This window comes from Thermostichus sp. MS-CIW-38 (assembly GCF_054058415.1).
Genome location: NZ_JBSSAH010000013.1, coordinates 39,475 through 63,381 on the forward strand (window position 1 = coordinate 39,475; position 23,907 = coordinate 63,381).

General features: G+C 58.0%; 16 protein-coding genes and 1 pseudogene. 7 read left to right on the top strand and 10 right to left on the bottom strand.

Annotated features, from left to right (window positions below):
• Positions 1-57: 57 nt before the first annotated feature.
• Complete coding sequence (gene psbV2, locus ACVWXZ_RS06580; protein ID WP_457403787.1) at positions 58-561, bottom strand: photosystem II cytochrome PsbV2; 504 nt, start codon at positions 559-561, stop codon at positions 58-60.
• A 26-nt stretch (positions 562-587) separates the two neighbouring features.
• Positions 588-1,130, bottom strand: coding sequence for a photosystem II cytochrome c-550 (psbV, locus tag ACVWXZ_RS06585; protein WP_011434097.1), 543 nt, complete (start codon positions 1,128-1,130; stop codon positions 588-590).
• 321 nt (positions 1,131-1,451) lie between these two features.
• Here psbV and ACVWXZ_RS06590 point away from each other — a divergent pair, with 321 nt between their 5' ends.
• Positions 1,452-2,339, top strand: a complete 888-nt coding sequence (locus ACVWXZ_RS06590) for a hypothetical protein (protein ID WP_457403788.1) — start codon at positions 1,452-1,454, stop codon at positions 2,337-2,339.
• 30 nt (positions 2,340-2,369) lie between these two features.
• On the opposite strand, the gene ACVWXZ_RS06595 is transcribed toward ACVWXZ_RS06590, so the two are convergent.
• Both ACVWXZ_RS06595 and ACVWXZ_RS06600 read right to left on the bottom strand, forming a co-directional pair.
• Positions 2,370-3,677, bottom strand: a complete 1,308-nt coding sequence (locus tag ACVWXZ_RS06595) for a hypothetical protein (protein WP_457403790.1) — start codon at positions 3,675-3,677, stop codon at positions 2,370-2,372.
• Between the two features lie 71 nt (positions 3,678-3,748).
• Positions 3,749-5,599 carry a M61 family metallopeptidase gene (locus ACVWXZ_RS06600; RefSeq protein ID WP_457403792.1) on the bottom strand — a complete coding sequence of 617 codons (1,851 nt, stop codon included), beginning with the start codon at positions 5,597-5,599 and terminating at the stop codon, positions 3,749-3,751.
• A 273-nt stretch (positions 5,600-5,872) separates the two neighbouring features.
• On the opposite strand from ACVWXZ_RS06600, the gene ntcA reads away from it, so the two are divergent.
• Both ntcA and eno read left to right on the top strand, forming a co-directional pair.
• A complete protein-coding gene (ntcA, locus tag ACVWXZ_RS06605) occupies positions 5,873-6,547 on the top strand; it encodes a global nitrogen regulator NtcA (RefSeq protein WP_011434093.1) in 675 nt (224 codons plus the stop codon).
• A 238-nt stretch (positions 6,548-6,785) separates the two neighbouring features.
• The gene (gene eno, locus ACVWXZ_RS06610) at positions 6,786-8,069 is read left to right on the top strand and encodes a phosphopyruvate hydratase (protein ID WP_011434092.1); all 1,284 of its coding nucleotides are present in this window, start codon (positions 6,786-6,788) and stop codon (positions 8,067-8,069) included.
• Here the strand turns inward: eno and ACVWXZ_RS06615 are convergent.
• Positions 8,066-10,153 carry a prolyl oligopeptidase family serine peptidase gene (locus ACVWXZ_RS06615; protein ID WP_457441921.1) on the bottom strand — a complete coding sequence of 696 codons (2,088 nt, stop codon included), beginning with the start codon at positions 10,151-10,153 and terminating at the stop codon, positions 8,066-8,068. The two genes, eno and ACVWXZ_RS06615, sit on opposite strands and share 4 nt — an antisense overlap.
• A 455-nt stretch (positions 10,154-10,608) precedes the next feature.
• Here ACVWXZ_RS06615 and treZ point away from each other — a divergent pair, with 455 nt between their 5' ends.
• Positions 10,609-12,432, top strand: coding sequence for a malto-oligosyltrehalose trehalohydrolase (gene treZ, locus ACVWXZ_RS06620; RefSeq protein WP_457403798.1), 1,824 nt, complete (start codon positions 10,609-10,611; stop codon positions 12,430-12,432).
• Here treZ and ACVWXZ_RS06625 read toward each other — a convergent pair.
• On the bottom strand, positions 12,429-13,955 hold the full coding sequence (locus tag ACVWXZ_RS06625) for an FAD-binding oxidoreductase (RefSeq protein WP_457403794.1): 1,527 nt from the start codon (positions 13,953-13,955) through the stop codon (positions 12,429-12,431). The two genes, treZ and ACVWXZ_RS06625, sit on opposite strands and share 4 nt — an antisense overlap.
• A 338-nt stretch (positions 13,956-14,293) precedes the next feature.
• Entirely contained in the window at positions 14,294-15,616 is a 1,323-nt protein-coding gene (locus ACVWXZ_RS06630; RefSeq protein ID WP_457482309.1) for a four-carbon acid sugar kinase family protein, read from the bottom strand.
• Positions 15,617-15,824: 208 nt separating this feature from the next.
• Between ACVWXZ_RS06630 and phoU the strand changes: the two genes are divergently transcribed.
• The 3 genes from phoU (at position 15,825) to clpB (ending at position 21,661) form a co-directional block, all read left to right on the top strand.
• Positions 15,825-16,466, top strand: coding sequence for a phosphate signaling complex protein PhoU (gene phoU / locus ACVWXZ_RS06635; RefSeq protein WP_414357802.1), 642 nt, complete (start codon positions 15,825-15,827; stop codon positions 16,464-16,466).
• A gap of 67 nt (positions 16,467-16,533) precedes the next feature.
• Positions 16,534-18,819, top strand: a complete 2,286-nt coding sequence (locus ACVWXZ_RS06640) for a ribonuclease R family protein (protein ID WP_457482310.1) — start codon at positions 16,534-16,536, stop codon at positions 18,817-18,819.
• 199 nt (positions 18,820-19,018) lie between these two features.
• Positions 19,019-21,661, top strand: a complete 2,643-nt coding sequence (clpB, locus tag ACVWXZ_RS06645) for an ATP-dependent chaperone ClpB (RefSeq protein WP_414331635.1) — start codon at positions 19,019-19,021, stop codon at positions 21,659-21,661.
• Positions 21,662-21,676: 15 nt separating this feature from the next.
• On the opposite strand, the gene ACVWXZ_RS06650 is transcribed toward clpB, so the two are convergent.
• The 3 genes and pseudogenes from ACVWXZ_RS06650 to ACVWXZ_RS06660 all read right to left on the bottom strand — a co-directional run.
• On the bottom strand, positions 21,677-22,078 hold the full coding sequence (locus ACVWXZ_RS06650; RefSeq protein ID WP_457482311.1) for a SaoD/DsrE family protein: 402 nt from the start codon (positions 22,076-22,078) through the stop codon (positions 21,677-21,679).
• 269 nt (positions 22,079-22,347) lie between these two features.
• Entirely contained in the window at positions 22,348-23,670 is a 1,323-nt protein-coding gene (locus tag ACVWXZ_RS06655) for a dihydroorotase (RefSeq protein ID WP_457395919.1), read from the bottom strand.
• Between the two features lie 101 nt (positions 23,671-23,771).
• Positions 23,772-23,907 (bottom strand): annotated as a pseudogene (locus ACVWXZ_RS06660) (RNA-guided endonuclease TnpB family protein); the annotation flags it as partial.

Below are 23,907 nucleotides of genomic sequence, written 5' to 3' on the forward strand. Positions count from 1 at the left end.
CGTACCGCTATGCAGCTCGCCTTGGCGGGCCTAGCACGGTGGCTTTTGTGCTACACCCTAACCGGCATCGATCAAATCGTTGGATCCCCAGCCAGGGGCAACCTGAGCCGCTCTGAGAATAAAGGCAGCCAGATTTCTCAGGGCTTCGTCGTCCATCCAGGAAGGGGGTACAGGTCGGCATCCATAGCTGGAATCCGAGCCATCGTAGCTGCGGGGATCCCGCTGGTACTCCATCAAGGCTTGAAGGGTATCTCGGGGTGGAGTGGCACCGCGCAAGTCCTTCAAAGAGAGGGAAATGTTGGGAGCCGGCAAAGTGGCACCGCCCACATGACAATTCAAACAGGCGGACTGAAAACGATTTTTGCCGTCCGTGAGCTGCTCTGGGGTAAAGGTGAGGGTATGCCCTGCGGCATCTAGAGGCAATTCCACAGGGCCACTCACCCGCAAATACTGGTTCACGTAAGGATCAATGCGGGCAGCCACCGGACTGGCCAGCCCCAGCCACAACAAAGCCAGGATCCCGACCCAGGCCCAGAGGCGAGACGGGGTCCGCCATCTCATAGGCAACTTCTGATCCAGATGCGGCATTAGAGATAGGCTGATAGGTCGCTGTGGCTTTCGTTCTTGGTACCACCCCAGCCGGGAACGGTCTTGGCCTGCACCAGAATGTAGCCCGCAATCAGCTTCAGATCCTCGTCGGTGAGGTTGCGCAGACGTGGATACTCACTGGTGAGCTGGGTGTTGGGGTGATACTCCAACAGAGACTCCACCCCGTCATAGGTGACTGGATTCTTGATGTAATCCACAATCGCCAGCACATTATCCCGTGGGGGAGTTGCCCCCTCCAGATCCGAAAGCTTCAAGCTCACATCCGGGTTGGGATAGGTCTGGCCGCCCACATGGCACTGGGCGCATGCGGTGTTGAATAGCTTCTTCCCTTTGGCCAACTGGGCTTCGGTAAAGGTAATAGACTCAGTTGGCGACAGAGCCACTGCAGGAATATCCCTAGCTGCAAACACTGGAGCCAGACCCCAGCCAAACCCAGCCATCAACGCAGCCAACAGCAGGACAAGCAACCGACGACGCGCTGGCGCAAACACCTTCTGAAAAGAAAAAGCTTTGCTAAACATGGTTCTCCGTAGATCAGCCTAGAAAGAGGAGAGGTGGGCTCCACTCCAGCCACAAACCCGACAACAGGATCAAGAATAGACCATTAAGAGATCATTTGCAGATGGGATCCGGGATAGTTTCCCAATGGTTCCATTTGCCTTTGGTGTTAAGTTTGATTACGGAGCTATGGCCTGTTGGGAGTCTGTTGGCCGAGAGCTGACTTGGCCACAGCCCAGTCGAGAGAACTGAGCAGGTAATGAGCAGGTAATATAGAGCTTGGCTTGCTTGCCTGGCAACCTCAGAGCAGGAGAATACGGCAGACTCCGTTCCAGGTTTTCCCCATGTCCTCTATCCGATTCCAGCCGTTGCGGGTGGCTTTCACCTGTGCGGATCCCAGTCAAGTGCAAATGCCCGTTGCCGATTTGCTGGCGGCCTTGCCGGCCTCACCGCTTCTGACCTACACAGACCCGGAAGCAGCGGACTTGCGGGTAGAGCTGTTGCCCGATGCCACTTATCACTTTTACCGGCGGGGGGAAGAGGTGGCTCTGGCGGCCTTCCGGATCCCGGTGAAGAAGCTACTGGCCCTGCCTCGCAAGCTGGTGCGGCTGTTGGAGCACGTGGCTGCTTTTGGTAATCTTTTGAACCTGCAACCTGCCAGCGATGCGCTGAGCAGCATCTTGGAAGTGGAATTTCTCCAACTGGAAACCCCGGCCAGCAGCTCTGCCCCTGCCGAAGTGAGCCCCCTGCCGCGGGATCCCCAAGGGAAAGTGCAAATCCAAGCAGGCCGCAACCTGGCCATTGCCTTGAGAAACAGAGCCCCCACTCCAGTGCATGTTTATGTCACCGTCTTTGACGAGCGGCGGTACAGCGTGGATTTGGTTTACCCCTATCAACCAGATCTGCCTGCCCGTTTACGCCCCAACGAGAGCCTGCTGATCGGCTCTGGCCCCCGCTACTTGCTGCAGATGCAACTACCGGAAGGGATGGATGTAGCGGTGGATCGCTTCAAAATCTGGGTCAGCGGTAGCAGCATGCAGCCGGGCATTATGGTAATGCCTCCCCTAGGGCAACGGCTGGAACCTCCCTCAGAAGATCCCTACGGGGCCGGATCCCGCCTGGATCGGGAAGTCCGGCTGGCCATTCTGGGCAAAGCAGGCAGCACTCCCATGCCGGCTTTTGCCGAGGATCCCTGGTGGTGTATGGAGCAAGCCGTCAAGATTGTGGCCTGAGCCGATGCTCTTGGGGACTTTTTCAGACTTTCAGAGATGGCTTTTCAGGATCCCATCAAAGGTAGACTCAACCTCATCGACGCCAATCACTGACAGGTGATAGAGGGAAGATAGACTACTTTTTGTATCTTGACTAACATCAGTTAAAACTATGAAAGCTTGGCTTTCCTGAAGACCGAGTTCATCAGCGATTCTGGAGTATTTTTGTATTTTATCTTGGTACCCACCTGTCCTCGATTCCACCCAGTAGAATTTATCATTGATATGGAAGAAAAGATCCATCTCAAAATCGGCTCTATTCGATAAAGTAACTTGGGCATTCGCGACGTAAGAGAAACTGATCTTTTTGGTGTGAGCCGCAACAAGGCGGATCAGCGTGCCCCTAACATATCTTTCCAGCCAGTTCCCTGCCAGAAAATTCAGCGCCTGAGGCGACCTACTGGGTCTCGCTACCAAAAGGCATCTGGGCGCCTTAGAGTATCTGTACTCTTCCAAAAATGCGATGTCGTGTAACTCCTTAGCAACTTGGCAAGTTGAACTGACTACTTGTGGAGGTTCGTCTCTAAGGTTTAGGGAGAAAGAACTGCCGCTCTTCATGTTTGATTTAACCATTCCATAAAATCTCTTGATAAAAGAGTATCGGCTGCCCATAAAGGCGGCTATTTGATCTAGCTTTTCCTCTTTTTCTTCCGCAGCTATGCTTTTTATCTTTATGTTTTTTGAGTTTAAGAACGACTCTATCTTTGATATATCAACAGTAGCTGTCCCATCCTTGTCTCTTAGTACTTCGTCTGGTGTCTCAGGATCTGGTGCTTTACCAATGACCTGAGTAACCTGCTCATTCTGGGAGTCCTGATTTGCAGTTGGGCATATCTCGGATCCATGAGAACTTTGAATAGTAACCCGTAGTTGCCGATAAATATCTTTGGCCTCTTCCACTAGATTTTCCAGAATGGCTAGCTGATTGTTCAGTTGCTGGCCATGTTCGGCCAACTTTACAGATATAGCTTGTAGAAAGTCTCTGCCCCAGTCCTGTAGCAAGCTTTGCTGGCTGTCAGCAAGGCGAAATTTAAACTCTTCAAGGGTAGCTTGGACGGCCTGTAACTTTTCCTGTAACTTTTGAGAAATCTTGTCTACCAATCCTTCGCTCAACTTGATGAGTGCTTTGTCCGGGTTGTTGAGTTCTTGGCTGCGTTGGCTTAGCTGCGAAGATATATCTCTGATAATCTCTCGTTTCCAGATTTCCAGTTTAGGACTGGCCCCATACTGGCGAGCAACGTAAATGCCTACCGAGAAACCAACAGCTGCCCCAATCAATAAAACCAAAACTAAGTCCATGAGATACTCCTGTCCTCTGCTGCTGTTACTTTTCTTTCCAGTTAACTGGATTACCTGCTTGCCTCAACATGCTAGGAGGAGATAGGTGAATTTTCAAGCAGATGGGGACCTGCCTCTGACCGAAGCTGGGCGCCGACAAGGGATCCCAGCCAGCCTTGCTGAAGAGCTTCTTGAGCAGGAGTCAGTTCAGGCAACACCTCCAACGTGTAGACATCGGGCCGAGGGGGATCCAACGGGATCCAGAAATGTTTCAACTGATCGGCTTGAAAAACGCTCAAACAAATGATCTGGTGGGGCTGATAGGCCGTCAAGCGTTCCGCCAAGTTGGCAGCGCTCACCCTGAACCCATCCAGGGCCACCAGCTCATCGCCGGCCCAGATGCCCGCTTTTTGCGCCGGGGATCTCATCTCCACTGTGCTGATGCGATTGCCCTCGCCGTTGAAATTAAGGCCCAAGTAAGGGCTGGGGTTGGGGCGGCTGAAGTGGGCTTTAAGGGTGAGGCCAAAGGGGTGTAGGTAAGTGTTGTAGTCTAGCTCTTCCGTGCCTTCCACATAGGCTGCGAAAAACCGGCCAAGATCGGCACCGGCTGCCCGCTCAAACGCCTCCCGCAAGTCTTGGTCGCTGTAGCCCTTCCCTGACCGACCAAAGCGCTGCCACAGATCCTGCAAAGCTGTATCCAGGGATCCCTGACCGCCGGAAAGGTGACGGATGTGCAGATCCAGCAGCCAACAGACCAAAGCCCCTTTTAAGTAATAAGAAACCTGGCTGTTGAGGGTGTTTTCGTGGGGGCGGTAGAGTTTGATCCAGGTATCGAAGCTGGACTCCCGCAGCGATTGCACGGCCCGGCCCGGAGTACGCTGCAAGCGGCCAATCTGTTCGGAAAGAATCTTCAAGAAATCGCCGGCACTGAGGATCCCTGCCCTCAATAAGATGACGTTTTCGTAATAGCTGGTCGCCCCCTCACAAAACCACAGACATTCCAGATAATTTTCCTGGTTGTAGTCGATCTTTTCCAATGCCAGCGGACGCAGACGCTTGACATTCCAGGCATGAAACAACTCGTGGGCCAGCAAAGACAAAAAGCGCCGATAGGACTCCGGCTGATGCAGCTCTAGCCCAGAGTAAAGAAGGGTGGTGCTGTACTTGTGCTCAAGGCCACCAAATCCTCCCGGCGACAAATGCACGATAAACCAGTAACGGTCATAGGGTAGCCCACCAAAAAATGCGGCTGTGGTTTCGACAATGGCCTTGGCATCGGCAACGGCCCGATCGACATCCAGAGTGCCCGACCCCCAAACCACAAGGTAATGCGGGATCCCTTCCACCTCAAACGATTGCACTCGATGTGGACCCACCTCCACCGGGCTATCCACCAGCTCGTCATAGTCCTCTGCCACAAAAGACTGGCCGGAAGTGGGATCCTCAGAAGGAGAGGTCAAGGGCCGCAAACTGGTGGCGATGTGCCAATCCGGCTTGGGGGGGATCACCGTCAAAGTGTAGGGTTCCCGCTCGCGACCGGGCACGTAGAGGAAGAGCGCTGCCCCGTTGAAATAGGCGTGGGTCAAATCCAGATGGTTCGTGCGCACCGTCAGCTCATAGGCATAGACCCGATAGCACACCTTCACAGCAGAAGAACCCGGCGGATCGATTTGCCAGGTATTCTTATCCACCTTCCGCCAGGCCAAAGGGATCCCTTGCTCAGTTGCCGCCTGAAACTCCTGCACGTGACGGGCATATTCCCGCACCAGGTAGGATCCCGGCGTCCACACCGGCAGTCGCAGCCGCAAAGGCACCTCTGGATCCACCTCTTGGATCTGCAGTTCCACCTCCAGCAGGTGATTGGCCGGATCCGGCATCCGCACTGTGAAATGCTGGCGGCTCAGTTGAGAAGGTGCAGCAACGATAACCTCTGGGATCCCCATAGAACCCACCCTACCCTCTACTGCCAAGGGCTGGCGCAGCCCCCAGCGGCAATGGCTCCTATCCTAACCTCTGCCTTTGGCTGGAGAGCAGCAACGAGACTTAAAAATGTAGCGCGTGCTACAAAGATACCTAGGCAGAACCTTCTACTTTAGGGTAAATCTTGGTATCCTCGTAGATTCTGAAGTCAATGGGTTGCAACCTAGCCTAATGCTTCTAGATTGATCTTAGTAGGTTGATCTTAGGTATAAACTGACCTTAAAAGGTTGATGAGTATGGCGGTGGCCGTAGCGGAAAAATCTCTGATCACAGCCTTCAAGCAATTGGGAGGCCCTCACCATCCTCCGGTTATCGAAACGTTTGAGCGCGGGAAGACCATTTTTTTTCCAGGGGATCCGGCGGAGCGGGTTTACTTTTTGGTAAAGGGAGCCGTTAAGCTCTCGCGGGTCTACGAAATGGGAGAGGAAATCACAGTTGCCCTCCTGCGCGAAAACAGCATCTTCGGCGTGCTCTCCTTTATCACGGGACAGCGCTCCGACCGCTTTTATCACTCGGTGGCTTTTACACCTACCGAGTTACTCTCTCTGCCGATCGAGCAGGTGGAAAAATCCTTGCAGGAGAACGCCGAACTGGCCATGTTGCTGGTTAAAAGCCTGTCGTCTCGTATCTTGCAAACGGAGATGATGATCGAGACGCTGGCTCATCGCGACATGGGATCCCGTCTGGTCAGCTTTTTGTTGATCCTCTGTCGCGATTTCGGAGTGCCTGGCCCGGATGGGGTCACCATCGATCTCAAGCTGTCTCACCAGGCCATTGCCGAGGCCATTGGCTCAACCCGCGTCACCATCACCCGCCTGTTGGGAGAGCTGCGCAAGAAGAAGTACATCTCCATTCACAAGAAGAAGATCACCGTACACGACCCGATGCGGCTGAGCCATCGCTTTGCCTAGAAGGAAGAGGAGAACACTTCCTGAGCAGCACCTTGCCCAGGCAAACCCCGCTCGACGGCTGGTTGAAGCTCTGGCCGGCCTATGTTCAATCTACTGCTGCAGCCTTGAAGAATCTCTGTGCCCGAAGGACAGACTTAAAGTTTTCTGGAAGCTGACCGGATCGCGGGCAAGAATCTACTAGTCTATGGGGGGATCTGGCTTTGGCCAGAGCTATCTAGCCAATTGCTGAGGTGTAACTGTGGAAACGGCCATCGAGTGGATTACCGCCCATGAGATCCTCGACTCGCGAGGGCGTCCCACCCTAGAAGCCCTGGTGGGTCTAGCCAATGGAGCAACGGGCTTGGCGCAGGTTCCCAGCGGTGCCTCGACCGGTACCTTCGAGGCCCATGAGCTGCGGGACGGGGATCCCAAACGCTACGGCGGTAAGGGTGTGCTGAGGGCGGTGGAAAACATCCTTGGCCCCATCCAGTCGGAGCTGCAGGGAGAAGATGCCCTCAACCAAGCCCGTATTGACCAGTTGCTGATCGACCTGGACGGCACCCCCAACAAGTCCCGCCTGGGGGCCAACGCTATTTTGGCAGTTTCTCTGGCGACAGCCAAAGCGGCTGCGGAAGCAGTGGGCTTGCCTCTTTACAAATACCTGGGGGGGCCCTTTGCCAACCTGCTGCCGGTGCCGCTGATGAACGTGCTCAACGGCGGCGCCCACGCCGACAACAACGTCGATATTCAAGAATTTATGCTTGTGCCCATTGGAGCGGCCAGCTTTCGCGAGGCGCTGCGCTACGGGGCTGAGGTGTTTGCGGTACTAAAACAAGTGCTGCAGCAGAAGGGGCTGTCCACCGGTGTGGGGGATGAAGGGGGGTTTGCTCCTGATCTCGACTCCAATGCGGCGGCTTTGGATCTGCTGATGACGGCTATTGAACAGGCAGGCTACAAACCGGGAGCAGATATCGCCTTGGCCTTGGATGTGGCCGCCAACGAGCTGCTGCAGGATGGGCAATATCACTTTGAGGGCAAAGCCCACAGCGCGGCTGATATGGTGGCTTACTACCAGCAACTGCTGGCCAACTATCCCATCCTTTCCATTGAAGATGGGCTAGCGGAAGAAGACTGGGCCGGTTGGCAAGCCATGACCGCTCAACTGGGATCCCGGGTACAGCTGGTGGGAGATGACCTGTTTGTAACCAACCTGACCCGCCTGCAAAAGGGTATCGACAGCGCCGCCGCCAACGCCATTTTGATCAAGCCCAACCAAATCGGCACCCTGACGGAGACCGTCTCGGCCATCCAATTGGCAGTTCAAGCCGGCTTTCGCACCATCATCAGCCACCGCTCTGGCGAGACGGAAGACACCACCATTGCCGACTTGGCGGTGGCCACCCGTGCCGGGCAGATCAAAACCGGATCCCTCTGCCGCAGCGAGCGCATTGCCAAGTACAACCAACTGCTGCGCATCGAAGACGAGCTGGGGGAAGCGGCAGTTTATGCCGGTCGGGTGGGCCTGGGTCCTAGAGCTCGCTAACTTCCCGTTCCGTCCCAGGGGATCCCTAGCACCTGCACCAAAAAGGCCCAGCGGTCGGCAGCTTCCTCAATCAGCTTGCTGGTGGGCTTGCCGGCCCCGTGCCCTGCCTTGGTGTCGATGCGGATGAGGATGGGCTGGGATCCCCCCTGGGCAGCCTGGAGGGCAGCGGCAAACTTGAAGCTGTGGGCGGGCACCACCCGGTCGTCGTGATCTGCGGTGGTGATCAGGGTGGCGGGATAGGCAGTGCCGGGCTTGAGGTTGTGCAGAGGGGAATAGGCGTAGAGGGCCTTGAATTCCTCCGGGTTCTCCGGGGATCCGTACTCGGAGATCCAGGCCCAGCCGATGGTGAACTTATGAAAGCGCAGCATGTCGAACACCCCCACTGCCGGCAGGGCCGCTGCAAACAGCTCCGGCCTCTGAACCAGGCAGGCCCCCACCAGCAGGCCGCCGTTGCTGCCGCCGGAGATGGCCAACTTGGCGGGGTTGGTGTAGCCATGGGCTATCAGCCACTCGGCAGCGGCAATAAAGTCGTCGAACACCTTTTGCTTGTTGAGCTTGGTGCCCGCCTGGTGCCACTCTTCTCCGTACTCGCCGCCGCCGCGCAAACTTGGCTGGGCATAGACACCGCCCATTTCCAGCCAGGCCACCAGACCCACTGAAAAGCTGGGGGTAAGTGAGATGCCAAAGCCGCCGTAGCCATACAGCAGAGTGGGGTGATCCCCTGTCCGAGCCAGGCCGCGGCGGTGGACAAGAAACATGGGGATGCGGGTGCCATCTTTGCTGGTGTAAGACACCTGCTGCACCTCGTAGGCCTGGGGATCGAAATCCACCTGGGGCTGACGGAACAGGGTGCTGGTGCCGCTGGTGAAATCGTAGCGGTAGATGGTGGGCGGGGTAGTGAAGCTGGTAAAGGTGTAGAAGGTCTCGGTGTCGTAGCGCTTGCCGCCAAAGCCGCTGGCAGATCCCAGCCCGGGCAGCGGGATTTCTCCTAGGTAGCTGCCGTCTAAAGCAAAGGTCTTGATCTGGGTGTGGGCGTCTTTGAGGTAGAAGGCCACAAACTGATTGTTGATCAAGCTAACCCCCTGCAGGGTCTCCTCCGCCTCAGGGATCACCTCCTGCACCTGGTCGGGCTGCTCCAAGTCAATCGCCACCAGTCGCCGCCGAGGAGCTTGGCAGTCCGTCAACAGCCAAAAGCGGGATCCGTCGTTGCCCACGAAGCTGTATTCGGCCTCAAACTCGCGGATGAGCTCTACTACAGGAGACTGGGGATCCCGCAAGTCTTTGTAGAAGATGAGGTTTTTGGGATCCGTGCCCCGCCAGACGGAGATGATGAGGTAATTCCCATCTTCAGTAACCCCGCCGGCAAAGCCCCACTCTTTTTGGTCGGGGCGGTGATAGACCAAGACATCTTCTGACTGGGAGGTGCCCAGGCGGTGGTAGTAGAGCTTCTGGAAGTAGTTGGCGCTTTCGTATTCGCTGCCGGGGGCCGGTTCGTCGTAGCGGCTGTAGAAAAATCCTTGTCCATCCAGCGTCCAGCTTACTCCCGAGAACTTAATCCAGCGCAGGTGATCCGGCAAATCCTCGCCGGTCTCGATGTCCCGCACCTTCCACTCTTGCCAATCGGAGCCGGAGCAGGAGAGGCCATAGGCTAGATACCGTCCAGCGTGCTCCGCACCGCTGTCGCGAGCGCGGCTGATGGCAATGCCCGCTAGAGCCACCGTGCCGTCTTCCGAGAAGGTGTTGGGATCCAGCAAAACCCGCGCCTGGCCCTCTAGACTTTCTTGGGTGTAGAGAACGCTCTGGTTTTGCAGGCCGTCGTTTTTGAAGTAGAAGTAGCGGCCCCCTTCTTTGAAGGGCTGGCTGTATTTTTCATAGTTCCAGAGCTGGGTCAGGCGTTCTCGGATCCGCTGCCGGGCTGGGATCTGCTGCAAGTAGTTAAAGGTAAGGTGGTTTTGCGCCTCAATCCAGGCCCGCGTCTGCTCGGAATCCAGATCCTCCAGCCAGCGGTAGGGATCCGGCACCGGCTGCCCGTGGTAGATGTCCACAACAGTGGGATCGGGATAGCTGGGCGGGTAGTTGAGCATGAGACCTAAGCGCTAGAGCATGACTCTAGTCAATAATAAGCTCAACTATACTGAAAATAATGTATAATATGTTCAGTACGGATTACTACCAGTTGATCTTTCTGTTTACTTTCGAGTCTGCCAACATGGTAGCCAAAGCAAAGCAGAAAATTGGTAGTAAGACGACACGGAAACTGCGCTTTGGGTATTCTACTCAAAGCTTTGCGGGATACCGCCATTCTGTTTGGACTCCGTCCCGCTAACGCGAATGGAAACAAACAGAATGCTATCGCTGCATAGTTGAACAGTGATGTTCAGCAGTGTTCAGCGTAAATGTATCAGACCCATTCCACTATGGCAGAGGAGAAGCCAAAAACCCACTCTCCGGCTTTTGCCAGGCATGCTCGCTATAGTGGAAGCCGAGTTGCGGGATAGATTCTGTGTTGCAGGCTTCTCCTTTCTTCCAGGCCGGGCGGATGGGCGCCTATCCCCTGGGCTCAGGCTGCTATCACTTCTCGGTGTGGGCGCCCTTGGTTGAGCAGGTGGAGCTGAAGCTGCTCAGCCCTGTCCAACGTTGCTTTACTCTAGTGCGGGATGAGCAGGGCTATTGGCAGGGGGAGGTGGACGGGATCCCACCTGGGCCAGTGGACTACCTCTACCGCCTGCACACCTCAGCAGGGGTAGTGGAGCGGCCGGATCCCGCTTCCCGCTGCCAGCCCTACGGCGTCCACGGCCCTTCGCGGGTGGTGGATCCCCACTTCGACTGGCAGGATCAGGGGTGGAAGGGGATCCCGCTGCCCCAGTGGATCCTCTACGAGCTGCATGTAGGCACCTTTACCCTCGAGGGCACCTTTGCCGCCCTGATCCCTCGCCTGCCGGAATTGGTAGAGTTGGGGGTGAATGTGCTGGAGCTGATGCCGGTGGCCCAATGCCCGGGGGGACGCAACTGGGGCTACGACGGTGTTTATCCCTACGCGGTGCAGACCGCCTATGGGGGAGCTGAAGATCTGAAAGCCCTGGTGAACGCCTGCCACCAACTGGGCTTGGCCGTCATCTTGGATGTGGTCTACAACCACCTGGGGCCGGAGGGGAACTACCTGCGGGATTTTGGCCCCTACTTCACCGACAAGTACCACACCCCTTGGGGGGATGCCCTCAACTTCGACGACCGCTATTCTGACGGCGTGCGAGAGTTTTTCCTACAAAACGCCGAGTACTGGCTGGAGGAGTTTCATCTCGATGGGCTGCGGCTGGACGCGGTGCATGCCATCTACGACTTCAGCGCCTACCCCTTCTTGCAGGAATTGGCAGAGCAGGTGGATGCCCTAGAAGCTCGCACTGGCCGGCCCAGGGTTCTCATTGCCGAAAGCGACCTCAACGATGTCCGCCTCATCACCCCCCGAGAGCAAGGGGGCTACGGGCTAGATGCCCAGTGGTGCGATGACTTCCACCACTCACTTCACACCCTGCTTACCGGGGAAAAGACAGGCTACTACCAGGACTTTGGCGAATTGGAGCACCTGGCCAAGGCTTACCGGGAGAGCTACGTTTATTCTGGCCAGTACTCCTGCTACCGCGCCAGGCGTCACGGCAACTCCGCTGTTGGGCGACCGGGATCCCAATTTGTTGTCTGCATTCAAAACCACGACCAGGTGGGCAACCGCAGGCTGGGAGAGCGCCTTAGCCAGCTCACCTCTTTCGAGGGCCTCAAATTGGCTGCCGCTGCCCTGCTGCTAGCTCCCATGCTGCCGCTGCTATTTATGGGGGAAGAGTATGGGGAAGTGGCGCCATTTCTGTATTTTGTCAGCCACGGGGATCCCGACCTGGTGGAAGCGGTGCGCCAAGGACGCCGCCGCGAGTTCAGCGCCTTTGCCTGGCAGGGAGAGCCGCCGGATCCCCAAGCTGAAGAGACTTTCTTGCGCTCCAAGCTGAATTGGGAGTTGAAAAAGGCCGGTCACCACCAGGTTCTCTGGAAGTGGTACCAGGCCCTGATCCGGCTGCGCAAAACCCAACCGGCTCTCCAGCACTTGGAGCGGGATGGAGTGGAAGTGGAGCTGTTTTCGGGCGCTGGCCTTGCCCTGCACCGCCGCCACGGATCCCAGGCTTTGCTTGCCCTTTTCAACTTCAGCCCCGATCAGCCAGTCACCTATACCCAATGGCCCAGCGGCACCTGGGAAAAACTTTTGGACAGCCATGAGACCCAGTGGTTGGGCAAGGGATCCTCTCTGCCCGCCGGAAGCCAAGGAGATCTTGTGGAGGTACCGCCCTATGGGGTGGCGGTGTACGGTCAGAACCCCTAAAAGAGGTAATCCCGGCCGCAGCCGTAGCGCCAAGCCTCGCGGCGCCGTCTCCAGAAGTAGTCCTGGGGGTTGGTTTCCGGCTCCGGGCGATCTGTTAGCCTTTGCAGCAGCTCGTAGAGGCCAAGGGCGCCAAAGTGGCCCGCCCATGCCACCAGCTCCGGCAACCCCAACCGAGGCAAAAGTCTGGCTACCAAGCTGGGATCCCGACGCGTCACCCCCCACAGGGCCTGGGCCAAGCCGCCGAACTGCACTACATCCTGCAAAAAGGGCTTCACCACCTGGGGGCCGGCGGCAACCATGGCCGCAAACACCCTGCTCAACAGGCGGTTAATGCTATTGGGATCCCAACTTTTGTTCTGCAGAGGGGGAATCATGGCCTTCTGAAATAGCCAGGTCACGGCCAAGTTGGGCTGGTAGGGTTGCAGCAGGGCTAGGGCTGCCTGGTTCAACTGCCGTTGCGCCAGGGCCTCGTGGATTCCTTGTTGCAGGCGATCCAGGTGGCGCAACATGGCGCCAAAGCCGCCAAAGCTTAGAGGCGACTGGCTGCCACTGCTGTCCCCCACTGCCAACAGGCGATCCCAGGGCAGTTGCAGAGGGCTGCAGCGGTAGGCGGGGAAAACGCCACATAGCTTGCGCACCCAGCGGATCTGGGCCAGCTCCACCCCCTGGTAGGCTGGCAGCAGCCGGCAGTAATCCCGCCAGAGCTGCTCTAGACTAGGCCGCTCCGGATCTCGGTCGCAGTAGGTGAACAGATAGGTGGTGCGCCCATCGCGGGCGGGGAAGGCTTCCCAAAAGGGCTGGTAGCCGTTCTGGGCTGGGGTAAAGCTGTAGAAGAGATCTCCCGTGGGTTGGTCGGGCAGCCCCTGGGCACAGGATCCCACCACCAGACACACGCTATCCGGCGGCTGTCCTCGGCGAGCCTGGGCCACGAGGGGGGAGCGATGCCCCATAGCATCCACCAGCAACTGGGCAGTGAGGGATCCCGTGTTGGTTTGGATGCCGATCCCATCCGGGTGAACAGCAGCACCCAAAAAGCAAGTATTTTCCCGCAATTGGCCACCCCATTCCAAAAAGTGGGCTTTGCAGTGCTCCAGCAATCCAGCGGGATCCACCCCCACATTCAGCACCCCTTCCACCCACCAACTGGGGCCATCCCCAAAGCCAATACGCCCGCCAGGATAATGGGTCACCTGCACCTTCTCCCATTCCCTTGGGGTGAGCAGTTCCAGCTCCAGCAACACCTGCAATTCCTGCCGGGAGGTGTTCCACTCCTGCTCCCGACCCCGCAGGATCCCTCGCTCCAGCAGGATCACCCGCCAGCCCCGCTTGGCCAAAGCCGCCCCCAGAAGGATCCCCAAGGTGCCGCCGGCAATCACCACATCGGCATCCCAGGATTGGCTGCCCAAACGAGCGGAAGAAGGGTGAACCACTGCCGGGGGCAGTTCCGCCTGCGGCTGCCGCAGGGATCCCCACCAGGCATCCGAGGCGGGCAAGGCTTCCGGCGGGGGGACAACTTCAGCCATCGGCAGGAGCATGACTCTAGTCAATAATAAGCTCAACTATACTGAAAATAATGTATAATATGTTCAGTACGGATTACTACCAGTTGATCTTTCTGTTTACTTTCGAGTCTGCCAACATGGTAGCCAAAGCAAAGCAGAAAATTGGTAGTAGGACGACACGGAAACTGCGCTTTGGGTATTCTACTCAAAGCTTTGCGGGATACCGCCATTCTGTTTGGACTCCGTCCCGCTAACGCGAATGGAAACAAACAGAATGCTATCGCTGCATAGTTGAACAGTGATGTTCAGCAGTGTTCAGCGTAAATGTATCAGGAACCCACAAGACCATCCTCTTCACCCTAAATCAAGCCCCGACTTTTGAGGCGACGGTGGAGCAAAAGCAGCGTATCCACCTCGCCGACATTGCCCGGAAACAACACCACCGGCAGGTTGGGAAAGCGGGGATGATCGGACGGGGTGATCACCATCGAGATCCCAGGGTAGACTTGCCCCAGCAGACGCACCGCCGGCAAGTTGAGGCCAACGCTGAGGGTGTCGTTGGAGGTGATGCCGCCCTTGCTGATGAGATAGCCGATCCCTTCTGGCAGCCCCTGCACCACACCCATCAACAACCGGGAAACCTTCTGCCCAAAAGCTAGGCGCATTTCTACGGCGTCCTTTTCGAACGTCAGTTCCTCTCGGCTGGTGTAGACCACCGGCGCCAGACCCTGCTCATAGGCGCTGTGAACTTGGGCCAGGATCCCAGGCAGCAGCTCCGCGTCGGGATCCAATAGTCGCCTCACCTCCACCTCGATGCCTTGGGTTTCAGGCTCCTGCAGAAGGCGGGCCAACTGCTGGCTGGACTTTTGCACGTGGGATCCCACGATCACCACCCCCGGTTGAGAGGAGCGAACAAACTGCCCCATCTGTTCCGGGGGAACGGGTTGTGGCGGCAACTGGGCCAGAGCCGTCAGGAGGCTGGCGGCACTGCGAAACAAAAAGCGCTTCCCCTGCTCTATAGCCGCCCAAACATCCTGGGCAAACCGATCCAGATCCGCCTGGGTTTCTCCATCCACCACACAGCAGACATTCCCCTCCAGACTCAAAAGCCGCTCCAGACAGCCGGCGCGAATCTGCTCTAGGGTCAATCGCTCCACCTGCTCAGCCCGGATCCGCCCCTGGGTTTTCTCCTGCACATAGTCCGGCAAATAGCTGTGGTGGTAGCCAAACACCGCATCCCGAGCAAACTCCGTCTCATGCACCGGCACCCAGCGCTCCCCCACCCGTAGGTAGTGGACACTGTTGCGGGTGATGCGCCCCCCTTCAAAAAAGGCCGGCACCAGAAAATGGGCATCAAAAGGCCCCAGCTCTGCTGCCATCACATCCGTTTCCAGGGGGTAATGCCCCCGCAGCGTCGAGTCGGAGCGGCTGACGAAAATAGCCTGCTCACATCCCAGCTCCGCCATCACCTCCTTCAACGCCCCACATACCGACCGCGTCACCTCCGCTGCCTTCGCCGGGGGCAAAGCCCGAGTATTGGTGAGGATGAAGCGAATCGGCGAACGATCCTGCAACCCCAGCTTCAAAGTCTGCGGATCCCAGCGGGTGAGGAGCAAGCAACTGTGAACGGTTTGGGATCCGGTGGGATCATCGTCCAACACAACGATAGGGGGGAGAGCCATGAGACCGTCTCAATGACAAAGCAACCCGAGAACTCCAGACAGACGAATCCCCCTCAGAGGGCAACCGCTATTTTCATCTTCCCCCAAGTTGGCCATCTTCCCTGCCCCTATTCCAGGCGAAGTTTGCCATGATTGAGATCAACTGGCTCTGTTGAATCCAAAACGACTGCAGACATTTCCCCCCTGCCCACATTCATGGGAGAAAGCCATGGGGCAAGCCGAGCTGCAACTTCACATCAAACGGGTACAGCAGGACGTGCTGCGCATGGGGGCGCTGGTGGAAAAGTCGGTGGTCTTGGCCCAGCAGGCCCTGTTTGAACAGAACTTGGCCGCCGCCGAACAGGTGATCGCCCAAGACAAGCAAATTGACCGTTTTTATCGTCAAATCGAGAAAGACTGTATTAATTTGATTGCCTTGCGCTCCCCGGTGGCGCGGGATCTGCGCTGGATCAGTACCCTGATGCAACTGGTGCGGGATCTGGAGCGGATTGGCGACTACGCCAAAGATTTGGCCGAAGTGGCCCTGCGCTTGGTCATGTACCCGCCGCCGCCGGAGCTGGGTCGTATTCAGGTGATGATGCAGCGTTGCCAGAAAATGCTCAGCCACAGCCTGGTGGCCCTGACGGAATTGGATGCTGACCTGGGCCGACAACTGAAGCGGGAAGACGACGCCGTTGATGAAGATTACACTAACCTTTACAATACGTTGGCGCAGCAGTCTGACATTCGCGGATCGGTCGAGCCTATTCTATTGATGTTGCTGGCGATCCGTTACCTGGAGCGTCTGGCCGACCACAGCACCAACATCGGTCAGCGGGTAGCTTTTATCGTCACCGGCCAGCGTGACTAACGCCAACGGGTTGGGTCTTGCGATGTCTTAACCCCTCTTCTTCTCTTCTCTTTTGCCAATACCCAAAATGGACTTCTCTCGAATTTTTCAGCATTTTCTCTCTCAGCCTCCCGAGCAATTGACCGACAAAGATACTCTTCTTGCCCTCTTGCAGTCCCCCGACCCAGAAGCGCCGGAAATGCTGGAGATTGCCCTCGATGGCCTGGTGCGGGCCGGGTTTCTGGAACGATCCGGGGATCCCCCTCGCTATCGGCGCAAGCCGGACGAATCTTTGGTGGTGGGGCGTTTGCGCTGTTCCAGCAAAGGCTTTTGCTTCGCCATTCGGGACGAGCCGGGGGTAGAGGATGTGTACATCCACGGCAGCAACCTCAGCGGCGCTTGGAATGGGGATCAGGTGTTGGCGCGGGTCACCAAAGATGGCAACCGTCGCCGCAGTCCAGAAGGAGAGGTGGTGGCCGTCATGGAGCGGGCCAATTCCGCTCTGGTGGGTCGCCTCAAACAGACGGAACAGGGTTTTCGGGTTGTGCCCTTGGATGACCGGCTGCTGTTCGAGCTGGCCCTGACGGAGGGATCCCCTGTCGAGCTGGCAGAGGGGCGGGTGGCCTATGTGGAGGTGGATCGCTACCCGCTGGGGGATCTACCCCCAACCGGAACCATTCGCAAAATTTTGGGCGACGGCCCAGAGGCCTCCATCGATGCAGATTTGGTCTGTTGCAAGTACGACCTACCGCAGGAGTTTCCCGCTCCAGTGTTGGAGGCAGCAGCAGCTCTGCCCAAAAAGCTCAGCCGCTCTGACCAAAAGGGCCGCCGCGATCTGCGCGATTGGTTTTGCATCACTTTGGAGCCTTTGGATCTGCAGCATCCCCACGGCTTGGAACCCAACGTGGCCGTTTCCTTGCAGCGGCAAGAGAATGACCACTGGCTGCTGGGGATCCACATTGCCGACGTAGCCCACTGGCTGGATCCCGACCACCCCTTGGAGCAAGAGGCTCAGCAGCGGACGGCCACCGTCTACCTCGATACGATGGTGCTGCCTCTCTTTCCGCCGGAGGTGCACAACCGCCTGGCTCTGTTGCCACAGCAGGAGCGCTTGGCCTATTCACTGCTAGTGACCCTCGACCCAGAAGGGGTGGTACAAAACTTCGAGATTTACCCCAGCCTGGTGCAATCGCGGGCTCACCTGTCCTATGGTCAGGTGCAGGCTCTTTTGGCCACCACCGCCGACTTGGGCCCCGACGAAGACGTGCCGGAGTTGATGGCCCTGCTGCAAAACCTGCTGCGCCTTAGCCAGATCCTACGGGCCAAACGTCACCAGGCGGGGGGATTTGACCTGCCCCTGTTGGATCTGCTCACTCCCCACTCTGCCGATGAAAGCGGCTACGGCCCCCTCTTGATCAGCGATCGCCTCGGCGCCCATGCCCTGATGACGGAAATTCTCCTGCTGGCCAACCAAATCCTGGGCCACCATTTGCGCCAGTTGGGGATCCCTTCTTTGGCCCGCGTGCAGCCTGCCCCTGCCGCCGAGGCCCTGCAGAGCTTTTTGCGCCTGGCCAATGCCATGAAGCTGGATCTGAATTTGCAAGATCCCGCTGTCGTAACTCTGGCGGACTGGCAGCGGATTTGTGCCCGCATCACCGCTCCCGATGTGTTGGCCTCTGGCGCGAGCCCGGCCTTGGTGGCGCAGATGCTGGCCACCTTGCCCCCGGTCGAGTATCGTCTCCAGCCTCTGGAAGAGCAACTCGGCCATTTTGGGTTGGGCCTCAAAGAACCCTACGCCACCTTTACGGCCCCCTTGCGCCGCTATGCCGACTTGCTCAATTTGCGTGCTCTGCACCTGGCCCTGAGCAAAGGACGCGATCGCCGCAGCCCTCGCTCCAAAACTGTGGTGGATCTGCACGGCCCCAGCGGCTACGGCCAAATCGACTGGCAAGTGTTGCCGCCCAAGGTGCAGGAGGAATGGCAGGCGTTTCTCCAGGCGCAACTGCCCAAAATTCAGGAGGGGTACCGGATCCGTCAGCAGGCGGAACGGGAGCTGATGGGCCTGAAGCGCTCTGAGTTCATGCAAAAGCACCTGGGAGAGGTGTTCCCCGGCCTAATCATCGGTGTCCAGAACTACGGCTTTTTTGTCCAGGTGGATCCCATCTTGGCGGAAGGCTTGGTGCGGGTCAGCACCCTGAAAAACGATTGGTACGAGTACCGCAGCCGTCAGCAGGCGCTGGTGGGACGCAAGAGTCGGCGCCAGTTTCGCCTGGGGGATCGGGTGGAGGTGCAGATTAAGAACGTGGATTACTACCGCCAACAAATTGACCTGGCGGTAATCGGGGAAGGCCGTCCCTACGAAGAAGAAGAATAAGGCGGGGATCCCTCCATGGATCGCAGCTGGAGAGGACGGTTGTTGCGAACTCTGGCTCTGGCAAAATAGGCGATACCTAGATCAGGAAGATCCTACCGGAGCTTCCGGCACCCAGCTCTACTGCCCCGAAAGAGTCCAGGGTGCTCCCTGTGTCTGTATTGCCTTCCTATACTGAGTAGCAAAGCTCTGCCGAACTTCTATGCAGCCCACCAATCCCAACCAATTTACCGAAAAAGCTTGGAGCGCCATTGTCCAATCCCAAGATGTGGCCCGGCGGCACCAGCAGCAACAGTTGGAAACCGAGCATTTGCTGATCTCCCTTCTGGATCAAGAGGGGGGGCTCACCCAAACCCTCCTGCAACGGGCAGGTATCGATCCGAGGCTGGTGCGGGATAAAGTGGAAAGCTTCATCAACCAGCAGCCCAAGTTGGCGCGGGTGGATCAGCTCTACTTGGGTCGCGGCCTGGAAACCACCCTGGATCGGGCCGAGGAGTTTCGCAAAGAGTACGGCGATGATTTCATCTCGGTGGAGCACTTGTTTTTGGGATCCCTGCAAGATGAGCGGGTGGGCAAGCGGGTCTTGGCACCCCTGGGCCTGACGGTAGAGCGCCTCAAACCGGTCATCAAAGAGGTGCGAGGCAAACAGCGGGTCACCGACAAAAACCCCGAATCCCGCTACGAAGCCCTGGAGCGCTATGGCCGCGATCTCACCCAGGCGGCCCGCGAAGGGAAGCTGGACCCGGTGATCGGGCGAGATGACGAGATCCGCCGCGTCATTCAGGTGCTCTCCCGCCGCACCAAAAACAACCCCGTCCTCATCGGCGAACCCGGCGTGGGGAAAACAGCCATTGTGGAGGGCCTAGCCCAGCGAATCAACCGGGGAGATGTGCCGGAGTCTCTGAAAAACCGGCGAGTCATTGCTCTGGACATGGGCGCTCTCATTGCCGGGGCCAAGTACCGCGGGGAATTTGAAGACCGCCTCAAAGCTGTGCTCAAAGAGGTCACTGAATCCGAAGGCCAGATCATCCTCTTCATCGACGAGTTGCACACCGTTGTCGGCGCCGGGGCCGGCGAAGGGGCCATGGATGCCGGCAACTTGCTCAAACCCATGCTGGCGCGGGGCGAGTTGCGCTGTATCGGCGCCACCACCCTGGATGAATACCGCAAGCACATCGAAAAAGATGCGGCCCTAGAACGCCGCTTTCAGCCGGTGTACGTGGATCAGCCTTCGGTGGAAGATACCATCTCCATCCTGCGCGGCCTCAAAGAGCGCTACGAGCTGCACCATGGGGTGAAAATCAGCGACTCCGCCTTGGTGGCGGCAGCGGTGCTCTCCAACCGCTACATCTCCGAGCGCTTCCTGCCCGACAAAGCCATCGACCTGGTGGACGAGGCGGCGGCCAAGCTGAAGATGGAGATCACCTCCAAGCCCGTCGAGCTGGACGAGATCGACCGGCGCATCATGCAACTGCAGATGGAGGAGCTCTCCCTGAAAAAAGAAGATGATGCTGCCTCTAGAGATCGCCTCAGCAAAATTGAGCAGGAGCTGGCCAACCTGACGGAGCGACAACGGGAGTTGAATGCTCGCTGGCAATTTGAAAAAGAGGCTATCGAACGCCTGCAAAGCCTTAAAGCCGAGCGGGACGCCGTCAAGCTTCAAATCGAACAGGCTGAACAAAAATATGACCTCAACCGCGCTGCCGAGCTCAAGTACGGCAAGCTGATGGAATTGGAGCGGCAAATCCAAGAGCAGGAGGCTCACCTGGCCAAGCTGCAGACCAACGGCGAGCCGCTGCTGCGGGAGCAAGTGACTCCTGAAGATATCGCTGAGATCGTCTCCCGCTGGACCGGGATCCCAGTCACCAGCCTGATGGAGTCGGAAAAGCAGAAGCTGCTGCGCCTGGAAGCCCATTTGCACCAGCGGGTGGTGGGCCAAGACGAGGCGGTAGCCGCCGTAGCGGCAGCCATTCGGCGCGCCCGGGCCGGCATGAAGGATCCCAATCGCCCCATCGGCTCTTTCCTGTTCATGGGGCCCACTGGCGTGGGGAAAACCGAGCTGGCCCGTGCCTTGGCGGAGTTCCTCTTCGACACTTCCGAGGCGATGGTGCGCATCGACATGTCCGAGTACATGGAGAAGCACTCGGTCTCTCGTCTAATCGGAGCTCCTCCAGGCTACGTGGGCTACGAAGAAGGCGGGCAGCTCTCCGAGGCGGTGCGGCGACGCCCCTACTCGGTGGTGCTGTTTGACGAGGTGGAAAAAGCCCACCCGGATGTCTTCAACATCCTGCTGCAGGTGCTGGACGATGGCCGCATCACCGACTCCCAAGGGCGGACAGTGGACTTCAAAAACACCATCATCATCATGACCAGCAACATCGGCAGCGACCTCATCCTGGAAATTGGGGCCGATGAAAGCCGCTACGAGGAGATGAAAACTCAGGTGCTGGCCATGCTGCGGCACCACTTCCGACCGGAGTTCCTCAACCGGGTGGACGAGCTGATCATCTTCCACGCCCTCACCAAAGAGCAAATTCGCCAGATTGTCGGCCTGCAAATGCAGCGGGTGGAAAAGCTGCTGGCAGATCAGCAAATCGAGATCCTGCTCACCGAAGAAGCCAAGGACTACCTGGCAGAGGTGGGCTACGACCCAGTGTTCGGGGCCCGTCCCCTGAAGCGGGTGATCCAGCGGGAGATCGAAAATCCCATTGCCACCAAGCTGCTGGAAAACGAGTTCCTGCCCGGCGACCGCATTTTGGTGGATGTAGCCAACGAGCGGTTGATCTTCCGCAAGATCGGCTCTCAGCCCAGCCAAGAGCCGCCGGCGGCTGTGGCCGTCAGCTAAGTCGGGGTCCTTCCGTCAAAGCGTAATCACTTGGTCAGGTGGGTTGTCTTTCAAGGCCTCGTAGAGGTCGGGGAAGCAGCCCACCTGCACGCCTTTGACCACGTTTTTGGGAACACAATGGCCCGGCTCCTTGCGCCCCTGGCCTTTTGAGTCGCACCACTTGGGTTCCCCTTCCGCCAGGTTGCGCTCCAGGGCGCACATGTCGCACATCATCAGCAAAATGTTCTGCGCTTCGGCAATCTTGGCCAGGCGCTCGCCGATGGGATCCCCCTGCCGCAAGACAAAGCAGTTGTCGTCGAAAAAGAACATGCCCACCACCTGCGCTCCATGCACCCCTGCTTCTAGCTGGGGCAGGATCATCTGGCCCAACTTATAGGTGCCGCAGCGAGGGTGAGTGAACACGTAGGCAACTTTCATGAGGCCCTCCTTGCTGTTTTCAATTTTGATTATCAGTAATTATCATTTTCAGAGTAACACGAGTTTCTGGGCCAGAGTTGCCGGACCCAGCAGGCCGAGGTGTGTGGTGATCGGCAAACCAGCCTGAGACCGTTCCTGAGGCTTTTGCGCCATCCCGCCCTCAGGCCTGGCTTTTCTCCCACAAAGGGAGAGGGAAGCTAGGATAGGCTACTGCGCCACTTCTGTCCTGCTGCTATCGGAAGCCCTTGCGGGATAGCAGGGATCCCTGGCTAGCGCTGAAACTGAAGAGCCTTTCCCCGCACCGAGGGATCCACCTGGCCGTTTTGAAAGGCAATCTGTCCGCCCACGATCGTGACTAGGGGCCAGCCCACCAATTCCCAGCCCTCGAAGGGACTCCAGCCGCATTTGGTCAGCAGCTCTTCCCGCCGCACCGGTTTGGGTGTGTGGCGATCCACCAGCACCAGGTCGGCGTCGTAGCCCACCTGCAGCCGCCCTTTGTTGGGGATCCCGTAGAGGCGGGCCGGCGCCTCACACATCCACCGCACCACCTGCGCCAGCGTACAACGCCCCTGCTGGGCTGCCGTCAACATCAGGGGCAAGGCCGTCTCTACTCCCGGCATACCCGAGGGGGAGTGGGGATAGGGCTGAGCCTTTTCTTCCAAAGTATGAGGGGCATGGTCGGTGGCAATGCAATCCAGGATCCCGTCCTGCAGCCCCTGCCACAGTTGGGCCAGGTTAGCGGGATCCCGCAGGGGGGGGTTCATCTGGGCCAGGGATCCCAGCCGGGCGTAATCGGCGGTGCTGAGCAGCAGGTGCTGAGGGGTCACTTCTGCCGTCACCCAGGCCGGCTTGTGCTGGCGCAGCAGTTCCACCTCTAGGCCGGTGGAGAGGTGCAAAATGTGCAGCCGATGGCGGTAGCGGGTGGCCAAGTCCAAAGCCCGCCGTGAGGCGATCAGGGCCGATTCCTCGTCCTGAATTTGCGAGTGAACGGCTACATCTGTGCGTCCGGCAAACAGGGCCTTACGGGCTTTGATGCGAGACAGATCTTCGGCATGGACGGCAATTAAAAAGTTGGGATCCGTTTCCCCGAAAATCCGCTCCAGCGCCGCCTGATCATCCACCAACAGGGGCCCATGCATGGATCCCATGAAGATTTTGATGCCACAGGCTCCCTGCACCGTTTGCAACTCTTCTAAGTTATCGGCAGTGGCCCCGATGAAAAAGCCGTAATTGACCACACACTTGCTGCCTGCACGGGCCAACTTGTCATCCAGCGTCGCTTGGTCAATCGTCAGCGGGTCGGTGTTGGGCATCTCCAAAAAGCTGGTCACCCCGCCCCGGGCACAGGCCCAGGATCCCGTCTGCAGGTCTTCTTTGTGCTCTCGGCCCGGCTCGCGGAAGTGAACTTGCGGATCGATCACCCCCGGCATCAAGGTATGGCCCTCGGCGTCGATGACCTTGGCCACCCCTTCTGGCGAGAGGTTTTGGCCGATTTGGGCAATGCGCCCCTCCCGCACCAGCACATCCCCCCGCCAGGGATCCCCTTCCGGCACCAGCAGCTCAGCATTTCGGATCAGCAAATCTCCAGACAAAGCTCCGCCCTCCCCCAAAGGCGCTCTCAAGATAAAGACTATTGACTTGGCTCCGCCAGCACAGCCGCATCTGGATCCAGTAAACTACCCGGCTCCGACCGCTAAGCGGTACGGAGCGGGCTTTCAGTAGCCCTGAGCCTGTTCTGCTCTACCAGAGAACAAAACAGGCCCGAACCTCTAGGCTGGTTTACGGCAGCCCCCAAGAGCGCAATCACATTCGCACCATTCAAATCCGCA